Source organism: Colwellia sp. E2M01 (assembly GCF_018860585.1).
Classification (GTDB): domain Bacteria; phylum Pseudomonadota; class Gammaproteobacteria; order Enterobacterales; family Alteromonadaceae; genus Colwellia.
Genome location: NZ_JAHKPR010000070.1, coordinates 21030 through 35334 on the forward strand (window position 1 = coordinate 21030; position 14305 = coordinate 35334).

The following is a 14305-nucleotide window of genomic DNA, read 5'->3' on the forward strand; positions in this document are numbered from 1 at the left end:
TATGCCAACAAGATTACAGCGCAGGCTTGAACAACAACATAATGAGTCTATTGATATGTCACCACTGCTTGATGTGGTGTTCATCTTATTAATCTTTTTTATTGTAACTACAGTATTTGTCAAAGAAACAGGGGTTGAAGTAGACAAGCCTCAAGCCATGACAGCACAACAACTTGAAAAAACAGTAATATTATTAGCGATAACCGACAACGGTGAAATATTTTATGACTCCAATCCTATTGGGGTTGCAGGTATTAGAGGCACTATTGAGCAACTACTACGCAGCCAAGAGCGTCCAGTTGTTATTCAAGCCGATAAGCATGTACCAACCCAATTGTTGCTTGAAGTAATTGATGAAGCCAAGCTTGCTGGTGCTGTGTCAGTTAACTTAGCTGCATTAGCGCCATAAGGTTGAGCATGACTATTACCGCGAACAAGCCTGTTAAAACCAAAATGAATCCGCACCTAGTGTCGAGTTTGGTGAGTTTAGTAATACTCTGCGCAGCGCTATTAATATTGTGGATTGGCAGTAACACAACAATGTCTATTGAGCCTAAAGTGATGGTGCGTGAAGTATCGGTTATGCCGGCCACACCACCGCCACCTCCACCGCCGTCACCATCGCAACAAGTTGTTGAAACACCGTTAAATCTACAAGTACAGGGCGCAGGTCCGTCAATACAAATGTCAATGGCTGAGCCAACGCTACAAATGAAAAAGCCTGAGTTACTGGAAATATCAACCGCAACACCACAATTTCAATCACTCGAAATAGACTGGCAAGCTTTTGATTTAAATGATTTAGACGGTTTACCGACATTACTGTCGCCGTTAAAAATTAAATTACCCAAAAGCTTAGTGCGACGCGGCATTAAAAATATTTTAATTAAATTAGATGTGATGATTGATGAAAAAGGTCAACTGACATTAATTAATATTATTGAAAACCCACACCCTGAGCTAAAACCTGAAATTATCCGTTTAATACGCAATACGCGTTTTAGCGCTCCTAAAAAAGACAATAAAAATGTACGTGCTCGCTTTATTTGGCCCGTAGAAATTACATCATAACGAGAATATTATGCCGACTTTTTCTTCCCACAAGCTTAATTCACTGACGCGTAGTTTTTTAAAGTGTAGTCACTTTAGCAACACCGCTTCATCAATAAGCCTTGCCTTACTTTTTTCAGCAACCCTTGCTACAACAGTTACCGCAACACTGATGTCTCATTCTGCTCATGCCGCTAATTCAAGCATTGAAAGCGATAATATTAAAGTGACTTTGCAGCAACCTAAGTGGCAATTTTTATTAGAAAACCAACCATTAAAACAAACACAAGCACGCATCAAGCCTAATGAACGAAGCTTTGCCGAAAAAATTCAACCGTTATTAGCAAAACAAGATTACAGTGCAGTTATCAAGGCTTTTACCGAGCGAGACATTCAGGAAGACGTTAACGCAGATCCAAGTAATAACAGCGCGGCGTTATGGCAGTTGCGTGGTCAAGTACAGTTAATGCAAAAAGACTACGACGGCGCAGAAAAAAGCTTATTACAAGCGTTAACTGAATTTCCTAATTTAGCCTTAGCACACCGCAGTTTAAGCATGGTGTACATGGTTAAAAAGTCGTATAAAAAAGCACAAGTGCATTTAAAAAAATCTATAGAATTTGGTGTTGAAGACGCACAAGTATTAGGGCAACTTTCCTTTGTAAATTTACAACTTGGACAAGCAGCAAGTGCAATTTCAGGGTATCAACGTGCATTATTTCTAGCACCTACCGACAAACAATGGCAACAAGGTTTGTTATATGCGCTATTAAATAGCCATGCGTTCGATCAAGCTCAAGCCTTGCTCGAAGAAATGTTGCAATCTGACCTAGAAAATAGCGAACTTTGGTTGCAACGTGGGCAACTTGCATTAAAACAAAACCGTTTACCGCAAGCTATTACTAGTTTAGAAATGGCATTAATGCTTGGTAATAATGATGTAGAAAATCTTGCTTCTACAGCAAAACTACATATTCAAGCCGGCAGCCCAGATAGAGCCGTTGAAATTATAGCAACGCATTTACCAAGCTTTTTTGGGCAAGGCAAAGCTTCATCAACAACTAGTACAAAGGTAGATATCGCAACCGTCGACGACATTAGTGCTTGGTTAGCTAGTCAACAACGCTGGCAACAATTAACTACCTTACTCAATGCAGTTGACCAATATGCAAGTAAACAAAGTTTACCTGATAATTATCAAGCCAAGTTTGATGTTTATCATGCGCAAATGGACATTGCTAACAACAAAATAACTAACGCCCAAAAACGCTTAAAACATGCTCTTGACTACAATCCAACCCATGGCGAAGCTTTATTAAGTTTAGCGGCATTACTTAAAAGCCAAGACCGCGACGAACAAGCCTTACAATACTACATACGTGCGCAAGCACTTACTGACTACAAAGAAAGAGCATTATTAGGTCACGCACAGCTTGAAATAGACAGACAAGCTTATGAACAAGCGATAAAATTACTACGCCAAGTGGTACAAATGAACCCTGAACGTCGTGACGTATTGGCAAATATAAAGTCATTAAAAAATATTGTACGTAACCAAAGTTAGTGTTGTCTTTAACATACTAAATCAGTAACTTAAAATTACGCCTATAACTTAAAGACAAACAGAGGTCGCATCATAAAGCTTCGTTTCTATACACGATTATAGATAACGACCCTTAACGACCTATAAAGTCATGAATAAATTTTAATAAAACTGCACCGATGGGTAGGGTTTCCCGCGGGCATATTATTTGTTGTTAGCTTTGCAACCGGCTTTATTACCTCGATAGATAAATTAGCTATACGCTTTAATCAAGGAGTGACAAGTGAGGCACCAACAAACTCAACAAAACCTATAAACGAGCTTACTTTACAAGATAATGCTCAAGCATTAGCGTAAATTGCGCTAGCGATAAGAAAACAGATTATTTATATTTTTAAGAAATAACCTATTTTTTATGAATGATTTATGCACGTATCAGGTCATATAGTAAACACTAATAACTATTCACTAATACGGGCAATATGATGCAATATAAAGTAAAAACTTCACGTTTATTATTTTCTAACCTTTTAATATTCGCCCTCGTGGGGTGTGGCTCAGACGATGATCACACAGCCGCGGTAGAGCAAAAGTCATTCACTGGTGTATTTCTTGACTCAGCCGTACAAGGGCTAAACTATAAAACAGTGACACAAAGCGGAAAAACCAACGCACAAGGCGAATTCACTTTTTTAGCCGATGAGTTTATTACCTTTACCATTGGCGGCATTGAATTACCAAGTACCGCAGCCAAGCTTTACTTAACCCCCTTATCGCTATATCAAACCGATGATATTAACCATAAATCCGTAGTTAATTTACTGCGTTTATTGCAAAGCCTTGATACTGATGGTGATGCTAGTAACGGTATTGAAATTTCTGACAGCGTGCATCAGTTAGCCACTGAGTTAACCCTAGACTTTTCAGCAACAGATTTTGATCAACAAGTTGCTCCATTAATCGCTAGCAATGGCGCAGCACTACAAACATTAATAACCGCTGATGATGCGATTACCCATTTTCAAACCACCCTAGCTAAAATTAATAACAGCGAGATGACAAGCTGCACAACAAGTCATAGCAAGGTTGGCTATAGCGGATTTTTCAATACCTTAGCACACAATGTCTCTGGTAAAGCCACCATTATCGATGATTGCACTATAGAAATTAGCCAATTTAGCTACGATGGTGGCGGTCCAGAAGTGTTTTTTTATGGCGCAATAGACCACGCTTACGCCTCTGCAGATGCTTTTTCTTTAGGTGAAAAACTCACGGGTACAGAATACAACAATGGTACAATAACCATTACCTTGCCACAGAATAAAAGTTTAGATGACTTAACAGGGTTAAGTGTTTGGTGTGTTGATTTTAATGCTAATTTTGGCCAAATGACCTTTACACCTTAATTATTCGTTATGCCATTATTAAGCAATACTGAATACCTAGCTAGCTGCACCAAAATCAGGCATAATCCCAAGTAATTTACTTCTTTTATATTGTTTGGAATATTACATGATTTACAGCATGACCGCGTTCTCACGCGTAGAAATTAAAGGTGATTGGGGCAACGCAGTTTGGGAAATTCGCTCGGTTAATCAACGATTTTTAGAAACTTATTTTCGTCTACCTGAACAATTTCGTGGTATAGAGCCTGTTTTACGTGAACGTTTCCGCAAACAACTAAATCGCGGCAAAGTAGAATGTAACTTACGCTTTAACGCCAATCTAGAAAGCAAAGGTGAACTAGCCTTAAACGAAAAACTAGCACTACAACTTATTGAACACGCCAATTGGATTAACAACCACACGCTAAATAGCCAAGTAAATCCACTTGAAGTGATGCGCTGGCCTGGCGTAATGGAAGCACCAGAAAACGATATGTCAGCTATTCAAGCTGAACTACTTGCTGCTTTTGATCAAGCTTTAAAAGACTTTATTGCCGCACGCGCCAGCGAAGGTGAAAATCTTAAAGCGATGATTGAACAACGCCTTGATGCTATTTCAGCAGAGGCCGACAAAGTACAAAATCACATGCCAGAAGTTATTGAATGGCAACGTAACCGCATTATTGAAAAATTTACCGATGCAAAAATTGATTTAGACTCAGGCCGCGTAGAGCAAGAGCTAGTATTACTCGCCCAAAAAATGGATGTTGCCGAAGAGCTAGACCGCCTAAACAGCCATGTTAGCGAAACCAAGAAAATCCTCAAAAAAGGTGGCGCACAAGGCCGCCGCTTAGACTTTATGATGCAAGAGTTTAACCGCGAAGCGAATACTTTGGGCTCTAAATCAATTAATACCGACGTAACGGCAAGTGCTGTAGAACTTAAAGTTTTGATTGAGCAAATGCGTGAGCAGATAGCTAATATTGAATAATAATTTGATCGGTATTTACATATAAAAATAGATTAGCTTTAAAATCTAATTAATACCGAGATAATACCTAGCTAATACTTAATTAATATTTAGTTGATATTTAGTTAAAACCGCTAATTTAGCGGTTTTTGCTATTTACACTTGAAAAAAGTACGCCACAAAAATAAATCAAACACATCATCCCTGAGTATTTAGATACGTCATCCCCGAGGTGTCTTGTCGGGGATCCATGCCTTTTAAGCACTAAACCCACTAGTAAAGTTTATTCAGATTAAGCACTGTTTCGTTTATATGTCACAGGTTCATTATTATTGTCAATTTGCTCAACTAATTTTTCAAGTACAAAACGGCGTTCAATTAAACCAACAACTTTACCATCTGTTACTACGGGTAGTACTCGGCGATTATTACAGAGAAACTTATTAGCAATATCGACTAGATTGGTATTAGTGCTAATTGCTTCAACCTCGGTTGACATTCTATCTTGTACTAACTCACCAATTGATGAAAAATATCCTCCCATCAACGCACCACGCATACAATCAGCTTCAGATAAGAATCCAACTAGATTATTATTTGCATCAACAACTGGAGCGCCCGACAAGCCAGAATCTAATAACTGACGAAGAGCAACAATTACCCCAATATTAGGTAAAAAAGATAATGGAGAACTATCCATAATAGTTTGTGCTGTAATAGTTTGCATGTTGAACCCCTGAAGCGAATAGTCACTTGTTTAGTGATTGTTTTAATTTTAGCTTAATAAATTAAGAGCAATAACTGCGCCAGTATATGTAAGCTACATCCATCAACTATTTAATTAAATTTACTTGTTTTATTACAACAAGTTATGACTTTAAATTATCAGCGCTGAACAATTTATTCACCATTGATATAGAGGAGTTATTATTTATTTGCACCAAAACGGATCGCTAAATGATTAATAATCAACCATTTTAAGTTGTATGTTTATCGTACCCCCATAATAAAGTCATAGTAAAAACAACTTATAGATTGTTATTTAAAAAAACAGCTTATATACTGTATTCATTAAATACAGCTTATAGATTGTTTTGGTGGCTAACGTGAACTACACAATTAATACCTTAGATCAGATTAAACCTATTCTAGTTGGCTTTAGAAAATCTAACGGTTACTCTCAAAAAGCACTGGCTGAAAAATTAGGCATAAGCCAGCAAAGCTATCAAGTACTAGAAAGCGCACCTCAAAAAGTCACAATAGAGCGCTTATTTAAAGTCTTATCAATGCTAGGCATTAAATTACAATTCATAGAGCATGCAAAGCCGCAAAGCGATGGTTTTATTAACCAAGAGCAACATTTGGATGAATGGTAATGGCAAAACGTAAAGTAAACACATTAACTATTTGGATGAACGCTGAGTTGGTTGGCTACTGGCAAATAAAATCAGGCATTGACGAATTACAATATGCTGATGAATGGTTAGCCAACCCACGCGGCCGTCCTTTATCGCTATCATTACCTTTTACTCCAGGAAATCAATCGATTAAAGGTGATAAAGTTACATTTTACTTTGATAACTTATTACCTGACAGCCGAGATATACGCGAGCGTTTGGCACGTCGATTTAGCACCGAAAGTACTAGATTTTTTGATCTACTCGTTGCACTTGGACGAGATTGCGTTGGCGCAATTCAGTTATTACCCAATAATGAAAAACCAAAAAATATCAAACAAATACAGTACAAACCATTAGATGATTTACAAATTGAAGAGCTGCTTAATAAGGTGGTAAGCAATTATCCGATAGGTCACTTAGGTAATGATTCTGAATTAAGAATATCTCTGGCTGGAGCACAAGAAAAAACTGCATTACTTTGGCATAACAATCAGTGGTGTGAACCGCTAGGTGAAACGCCTACCACACATATTTTTAAGTTACCTATGGGACTAGTAGGTAATATGAAAGCTGATATGCATTCTTCAGTAGAAAATGAATGGCTTTGTTCAAAAATCATGGCTGCGTTTGAACTACCTATAGCTCATTGTGATATTGGCATTTTTGGCAATACAAAGGCACTGATAGTTAAACGATTTGATCGTAAATTGTCGTTTGACGATTCATGGATTATTCGTTTACCACAAGAAGATTTTTGCCAAGCAAGGGGAATGTCATCGTTACTCAAATATCAAAGTGATGGAGGATTAAGTATTGATGACTGTATGAAGTTACTTTTAAATAGCGATAATGCCATTATTGATAAATTACACTTTTTTAAAGCACAAATAGTATTTTATTTGTTAGCGGCAACCGATGGTCACGCTAAGAACTTTAGCATTACCCATTTACCTAATAACAAATATAAGCTAGCTCCGTTATATGATGTGCTGTCAATACATCCGCTTATTGGAAATAAAGCAGATCAAATAGCTAAACAAAAAGTAAAAATGGCAGTGGCAGTTCGAGGCAGTAAAAATTATTATTCATTACAGAAAATACAATATCGACACTTTATTCATCAAGGCAAGCAAGTCGGCTTTACAGAGCAGGAAATTATTGGAATTATTGATTCTGTAACTCAAGCGCTCGAAAGTGTTATTAACGCTGTAAATGCTATGCTACCTGATAATTTCCCCAAAGCACTGTCTGAAAAAATCTTCAACGGTATGAAAGTTCAAGCGAAAAAATTAGCACGTTAAGATTTGTCAGTGCTGTATTTTACCCCACTTCTAGTTTAGCCGCTTGTTGCCACATAAAATGCGACATTAGGGTTTTGAGTCGCCAATTAATACTCATAGGTTGCGACCCCGTGTGTGAAACGATTACTACTTGAAAAGCTCATCATAGTAATAACTAAGCCGTGGTCGTCGCTATAAAGAACCAATATTTACTAAGGCGCATTGCGCTCTGTAGGTGTTTTAGTAAAATCACCCACCATATTATGCGGGTCAACCACATCGCGATGCGTATTTGTTGCCTGTGCCCACCACATTAATTGATTAAAGGTTCTCCCTAAGTAGCCAAACCAAGAGTTTTTATCTTCGCCTGCTTGCATTGCGCCTTCTTCAGTAAACACTTCTTGCGCTTTAGGAATATGAATCATCGCTGAAACGGGTAAACAACCTAACTCGGCAAGATAAGTGCGCATATTTACCGCGGCACGCATTCCGCCCCATTGCCCTGCGGAGTAGGTTACAATTGCACTAGGTTTATAGGCAAATAACGAGCTACCAAAGTGGTTAAGTAAGTTGGCTAATGCTGGGCTCATTGAATGGTTATATTCAGGGCTGATCATCACAAAACCATCCGCACTAGCTATTTTATCTGCCAAAGTATTTAATGCCTCGGGCGCTTTACCAGGTAAGTACGAGAATTGCGGTTTAAAAATAGTATCAAGCGGGTAATCAAGGGGATCAATTAGTTCTATATCATGCTCAGCGTAGCGTTCATCTAAGCAGGCAATACAAGCTTTTGCTACTCGTAAACCTAAGCGAGCAGGTTTAGGTGGTGTACTTTCACGAACCGTACCTAAAAAAACGAGAAACTTCATCATAGAACTCCTGTAAAATTGAAAATAGTTAAAAATTAAGAATATAACTCGTATGTTGATATGTCTACGATAATGACTATGAATAAAGTACTTTGGTGATCAAGTATGTTACGTTTTTAACGGTTAATTAAAACACTTCAACTATGTACTGTGCGAATAAAGTAGAACAGTATAAAATAAAACTAAGATACCCATTATGGAAAATGATCTTCATGGCTAACCTTTTATTGTTATTAAGCTTTATATTTTTTGTTTTATTCAATTTGTCTGCGTTTGCTCAAGACCAACAGACCAAAATTGAGCAAGCTACAGCTAGTAACAATGAACAAACTATTACCGTATCTGCGACAAAGCAGAATCAATGTGCTCAATATTGTAGCGTTATAAACACTGACGAAACCTATAAACAGCAAGTAGAGAAAAGACAAAATCCGAACTCTAATATTGCTTACGAATCGTTAAAACCAGAGCCTACCGTAGCACATGAGCGGTGGACTGATTTTCTTCCTATTTTAGGAAAACAAGCTAGTGAGGCAGGTTATGTATTGCCTTTGCCCATAGGTATTTCAGTTATTGGTTTAACTCAAGAACAACCTTTTACCGTAAATAACATTGCCTTAGAGATTGATGGTAAGCAAAGTGACAACATTAATGATTTAATTGATGAATCTATCGAAGCTAAAAACCTAGTAGTGGCAAACAATGCTTACAACTTACGCCTTGATGCTTGGATTTTACCTTTTTGGAATGTTTATGGCGTAATGGGTAAAGTAAAAGGTAAAGTGAATTTAGAGCTAACCGTTGATTTAGATGTTCCTACCCCACTCTTAATTGCTGGCGATATTGGTAGTGGACTTAACGACAAACGCTGCGAAAGCCTTAATTTACCTTATTCTGGCCCCACACCTGGTAGTTGTTCACTAACCAGTACAGGTTACCCTACGACATTAAATTATCATGGTACTGTGCAAGGTTACGGAACAACGGTTGCTGGTGGTTACGGTGATTTTTTTGGTATGTTTGATGTTAACTTCACCCAAGCCGACCTCAATATTTCGCGCAAAAAGACCAAACAAACCGTTTATTCTGCACGTATAGGTTGGAATGGAAAAATTAATACTTACCATGGCCAATTTTGGGTAGGTGCGATGAAACAAGATATAAAACAGCAAGTTGCTGTTGCTTCTTCTGATAGCAGTAAGGTGGTAGTACTTATTGATCAAGAAGTTAGTTCACCTTTGAACTACCTCATTGGTGGTCAATGGAATATAAGTAAAGAATGGGCGCTTATTGCGGAAACAAGTTTTGCCTTTAGCGATCGTCAACAATTTATGATGCAATTAGGTTATCGCTTTTAAACAATTTAATTTATTACTACCAAGTTTTATACTTGGCAATGTAAACCCTTTAACTAGATTACAACGGAACTAATAATGTCAGATAAAGCCAATAATACAGAAAATATCACTACCGCTATTGCTGATACAGCAAAAGATGCAGCCGATATTTCTGCGAACCTAGTACGCTCTGAAATAGAGTACGCTAATAAAATCTACCAAATAGCGATCGACTTTTTTACACAATACAGCTTCCAGCTCGTCGGCGCTTTTCTTATATTTTTATTTGGGCTTTACCTTGCAAGTAAAATTGCTAAAGGTGTTTTAAAGCTTTGTGAAAAGAAAAACCTCGATATTACCTTAAGCCACTTTGTTGCTAGCTTAACTAAAATAATAGTGATGACAGTCGTTGTTGTTATTGTTTTAAGCAAGGTAGGTGTTAGTGTTACCCCCTTAATCGCCGCTATTGGCGCAGCCTCTTTTGGTGCGGTGTTAGCTTTACAAGGCTTGTTATCTAACTATGTCGCAGGTTTTAATATTATTATGACCCGCCCTTTTGTCGTTGAAGATACTATAGAAATACTCGGCGTAACTGGCATAGTAAAAGAAGTGAGATTAGGTTTTACCTTACTTAAAGATGAAGACGGTGCGTTAATCACTATTCCTAATAAACATATTGTCGGTGAAGTAATGCTTAATTCACAAAAAGACAGTCTATTAAAACTATCTGTTGGTATTTCCTATCAAGATAACCCGTTAGACACTGTTGCTCTAATCGAACGCACTTTATCTACTCTTGATATTTATACTAATGAGCCTCGCTTACAAGTGGGTATTGATGAATTTGCTGACAGCGCAATAAATATTGGTATCAGGCTATGGATACCAACAAACAATTTGTACGAGATAAAATACGCAGCGTATAAAGCGATTTATTTAGCGTTTGAACAAGAAAAAATTACCATTCCGTTCCCACAACAAGATATTCATATTATTGATAAACAGGCTTAAACAATAAATACAATATTATTTTCTCTAGCACTCTAGCTTGATAGTTTCTTTAAGTACATTGCTAAAATAAGCAAGGCAAATTTCGCGTCAATAGCTGGTCTGTTACAAGTAAATTTAACGATGAAAGGAGAAAAAACAGCTACTAGAAAAAGATTTATTAAACCGAGCTCAGCTTAAGTAGTATTATCAATAGTCTGTTGATACTACTTTATACGCACAGCGTCGTGCGCCAGCAATAATGTGCGTATCGCGAGTAACTGTAGCAATATCACTTAACAACCACTGAAATATTGCTAACTCGGACTGACAAATACAGTGACTTTTTGTCGCTGCTGCGCGAATAGGACAATGATTTTCGATTAACCAAAACACTCCATCGTGTTTTTCAACAATCGCCATGTAGCCTTCATCACTACGAAGTTTTGCCAAGGTTTGTAGCTTTTCTTCAATACCGTAACGATCGGCTAAAGCCAGTTGATAATTGGACTTTTCAGCTTCCGCTTGATGAGCAACCACTTTTTCCATGGCATCATCACCAAATAAATGGATAACAGAATCAATTAATTGCACTGACAATGTATCGTGACGATCAGTAAAGCGACGACTTCCTTTTTCAGTTAACGACCAATGACGAGTTGGTCTACCACGCACGGCTTTTATATCTTTAAATACAACATCGCCCGTATCTTCTAATGCCTGCACGTGTTGGCGCACAGCCATTGTGGTTAAGCCTAAATCTTTCGCTAACGCCTTAGCGGTTAACGCTCCTTCGGTTTTTAATAACTGAATTATTTTTTCATGAGTTTTCATGGATTATTCGCTCAAAATCAATACTGCTTTATTAATAAATCATCACACAGCTTAACCGTGCTTTAAACTATATTTTTCATTTGTGTTTACATAACAACTTTAAGTCATTGTCAATATAGCTTAAAATTCTGTTCTAATTGTTATCATTTCAATTTTAAAGGTTCTCGATGCGTAAGTTTAATTGGCTTTTGATTTTTATATTGCTCTCTGGTTGTGCCACTTTAGGTATGATGGAGTTTGATAAACGCTACGGTGTTAGCAAGGTTGAAAATAGATTTGAACAACCTGAGTCGACTGCATTACAAACAATACACTTTAATGAAACAATACAACCAATTATAGAGAACCGCTGTGTTGTTTGTCATGGTTGTTATGATGCACCATGCCAATTAAAAATGGAAAGCAGTGCTGGTATAGAACGCGGTGCCAATAAAGCCCAAATTTATGGTGACCGTTTACGCCCCGCTCCGATAACAGAAGATATTAGCGATACGCCATCACTAACTGCTAAAGATTTAAATCGTCTTCGCGGCGAAGGTTTTTTCCCTGTATTAAACGAACGTAATCAAACTGCGCAAGCAAATACGCAAGCCAGCTTGTTTTATCAAATGCTTGCGTTAAAAAAGCAACACCCTCTACCGCAAAGTAAGCTTTTAGATGATGATTTTGATATCGACCTAGATCGAGATCAAGAATGTGCCACTATTGAAGAGTTTGAAAGTTATAAAAAGGATTACCCTCTTGGTGGTATGCCTTACGCTCTACCGGGTTTATCCGACACCGAACATAATCAGTTAACACAGTGGATAGCACAAGGCGCGGTAATGCCACCTGCCGAAAAACCTACAGAAGTAGAATTAGAGTTTATCGCGCGTTGGGAAAAATTACTCAATGGTAAATCACCTAAAGAGCAGTTAGTTGCTCGCTATATATACGAGCATTTATTCCTCGCAAATTTATATTTCAATGAGTCACAAGTCAGTTACTTTAAACTAGTACGTTCGCGCACTCCAAGTGGTGAAGAAGTTGAAGTAATTAATAGTCGTCGTCCATTCGACACGCCTTATGCTGATGGCAGCACGATACCAACACCGAATAATCCTAAAGTTTTTTATCGACTGATTAAACACACCGACACCATTACGGTTAAACGTCATATGCCATATCCTTTTGGTGATGAAAAGTTCAAACGTATCAAAGCACTGTTCTATGATAATGATTATCAAGTAACAAGCTTACCTGATTATGAGCTGATAAATGCTTCTAACCCTTTTAGAACCTTTGAACAAATACCTGAGACAGCTCGCTACCAGTTTTTATTGGACCAAGCACAATTCTCCATTATGAATTTTATTAAAGGCCCTGTTTGTCGTGGTCAAACTGCTCTTAATGTAATTGAAGATAATTTTTGGGTGTTCTTTCTTAACCCTAATAACATGAGCCGTTTCCAAAGCGATCAATTTCTTAATAAAAATACTAATTTATTGAAATTACCTGCGGGAACAAGCGACAAAACATTACCAATATTTTATTGGCGCGATTATGCGAAAAGTCAGCAAGAGTATCTTGAGAAAAAGTCTGAGTTCATGAAAAGCTTAGATTGGAGCAAAAATGCGATTGACCTTGATCTTATTTGGTCTGGAAATGGCAATCCTAATGCAACTTTAACTATATTTAGACATTTCAATAGCGCTAGTGTTGTTAAAGGTTTTGTTGGCCCTAAACCGAAAACAGCTTGGGCAATTAATTACCCTCTACTTGAGCGTATTCATTATTTATTAGTCGCTGGGTTTGATGTTTATGGCAGTATCAGTCATCAACTAGAAACTCGTTTATACATGGACTTTTTACGTATGGAAGCAGAAAGTAATTTTATTGGCTTTTTACCTAAAGAAAAACGTAAAGCGATTCATGAGTCTTGGTATATAGATACTAATGATGAAATTAAAGAGTATATTTTTGCCAATCAATTTTACCAATTACCTGACACTGGCATTAAATATCAAACAAACGATCCGGAAACAGAATTATTTAAACTCATCGCTGATTATACTGATAATGCACAGGTAAGTGATTATAATTTAACTTCATTACCTGAAAGCGATATTGATAAAACAATGGCGGGTTTACGTGAAATACCTAATATAAACGTTAACCTGTTAGCACAGGTAAGCTTTGTTATGGTTAAAGACGGCGATAAAAATCATGTTTATTCTTTAATAAACAATACCGCACATACCAACGTAGCTGAGTTGTTTTTTGAAAATAGCCGTCTTATGCCTGAAAAAGATACTGTAGCGGTTTTACGCGGTATTGTTGGTAATTATCCGAATGCTTTCTTTAAAGTAGACAAAGCCGACCTTAGTCAATTTGTAAGTACATTAACCCAGATAAAAACAGAGGAAGACTACAGCGCCCTTAAAGATAAATTTGCTATCCGTCGTACTAGCCCTAATTTTTGGCAATATGCCGATGAATTACATACTTGGTATGAAAAGCATTATCCTAGATCTGCGGGTTTACTCGACTTTAATCGCTTAGAAGATCGCTAAATAACTTATAAAGCGCTAAACCAAGCTATTTTATAGCTTAACGTAAACATTAAAAACCACCGTTTATTTGTATAGTTTCAGGACTAAAACGAAGA

General features: G+C 37.4%; 13 protein-coding genes. 10 read left to right on the forward strand and 3 right to left on the reverse strand.

Annotated elements, in window-relative coordinates; all coding sequences use genetic code 11:
- The first annotated feature begins 1 nt into the window (after position 1).
- From KO502_RS13550 to KO502_RS13570, 5 genes are all read left to right on the forward strand, one after another.
- Positions 2–409, forward strand: a complete 408-nt coding sequence (locus tag KO502_RS13550; protein ID WP_216023097.1) for a biopolymer transporter ExbD — start codon at positions 2–4, stop codon at positions 407–409.
- An 8-nt stretch (positions 410–417) separates the two neighbouring features.
- Entirely contained in the window at positions 418–1071 is a 654-nt protein-coding gene (locus KO502_RS13555; RefSeq protein WP_216023098.1) for a hypothetical protein, read from the forward strand.
- Positions 1072–1081: 10 nt separating this feature from the next.
- Entirely contained in the window at positions 1082–2614 is a 1533-nt protein-coding gene (locus KO502_RS13560) for a tetratricopeptide repeat protein (protein WP_216023099.1), read from the forward strand.
- 461 nt (positions 2615–3075) lie between these two features.
- Entirely contained in the window at positions 3076–3999 is a 924-nt protein-coding gene (locus KO502_RS13565) for a DM13 domain-containing protein (protein ID WP_216023100.1), read from the forward strand.
- 106 nt (positions 4000–4105) lie between these two features.
- Positions 4106–4969, forward strand: a complete 864-nt coding sequence (locus KO502_RS13570; RefSeq protein ID WP_216023101.1) for a YicC/YloC family endoribonuclease — start codon at positions 4106–4108, stop codon at positions 4967–4969.
- Between the two features lie 271 nt (positions 4970–5240).
- Here KO502_RS13570 and KO502_RS13575 read toward each other — a convergent pair whose 3' ends face one another.
- A complete protein-coding gene (locus KO502_RS13575; RefSeq protein ID WP_216023102.1) occupies positions 5241–5675 on the reverse strand; it encodes a CBS domain-containing protein in 435 nt (144 codons plus the stop codon).
- Positions 5676–6054: 379 nt separating this feature from the next.
- Between KO502_RS13575 and KO502_RS13580 the strand changes: the two genes are divergently transcribed.
- Both KO502_RS13580 and KO502_RS13585 read left to right on the forward strand, forming a co-directional pair.
- Positions 6055–6324: a helix-turn-helix transcriptional regulator gene (locus KO502_RS13580; RefSeq protein ID WP_216023103.1), complete on the forward strand. Its 270-nt coding sequence runs from the start codon at positions 6055–6057 to the stop codon at positions 6322–6324.
- Positions 6324–7649, forward strand: a complete 1326-nt coding sequence (locus tag KO502_RS13585; RefSeq protein ID WP_216023104.1) for a type II toxin-antitoxin system HipA family toxin — start codon at positions 6324–6326, stop codon at positions 7647–7649. Before KO502_RS13580 ends, KO502_RS13585 begins: the two co-directional genes overlap by 1 nt.
- Positions 7650–7840: 191 nt before the next feature.
- On the opposite strand, the gene KO502_RS13590 is transcribed toward KO502_RS13585, so the two are convergent.
- Positions 7841–8500, reverse strand: a complete 660-nt coding sequence (locus KO502_RS13590; protein ID WP_216023138.1) for an NAD(P)H-dependent oxidoreductase — start codon at positions 8498–8500, stop codon at positions 7841–7843.
- Positions 8501–8712: 212 nt separating this feature from the next.
- Here KO502_RS13590 and KO502_RS13595 point away from each other — a divergent pair, with 212 nt between their 5' ends.
- On the forward strand, positions 8713–9858 hold the full coding sequence (locus KO502_RS13595; RefSeq protein ID WP_216023105.1) for a hypothetical protein: 1146 nt from the start codon (positions 8713–8715) through the stop codon (positions 9856–9858).
- A 75-nt stretch (positions 9859–9933) separates the two neighbouring features.
- Positions 9934–10848, forward strand: a complete 915-nt coding sequence (locus KO502_RS13600) for a mechanosensitive ion channel family protein (RefSeq protein ID WP_216023106.1) — start codon at positions 9934–9936, stop codon at positions 10846–10848.
- Between the two features lie 186 nt (positions 10849–11034).
- Here KO502_RS13600 and KO502_RS13605 read toward each other — a convergent pair whose 3' ends face one another.
- Positions 11035–11658, reverse strand: coding sequence for a metalloregulator ArsR/SmtB family transcription factor (locus tag KO502_RS13605; RefSeq protein ID WP_216023107.1), 624 nt, complete (start codon positions 11656–11658; stop codon positions 11035–11037).
- Positions 11659–11825: 167 nt separating this feature from the next.
- On the opposite strand from KO502_RS13605, the gene KO502_RS13610 reads away from it, so the two are divergent.
- Positions 11826–14210 (forward strand): fatty acid cis/trans isomerase, encoded by a 2385-nt coding sequence (locus KO502_RS13610; protein WP_216023108.1) that lies wholly within the window; start codon positions 11826–11828, stop codon positions 14208–14210.
- The last annotated feature ends 95 nt before the right edge of the window (positions 14211–14305 follow it).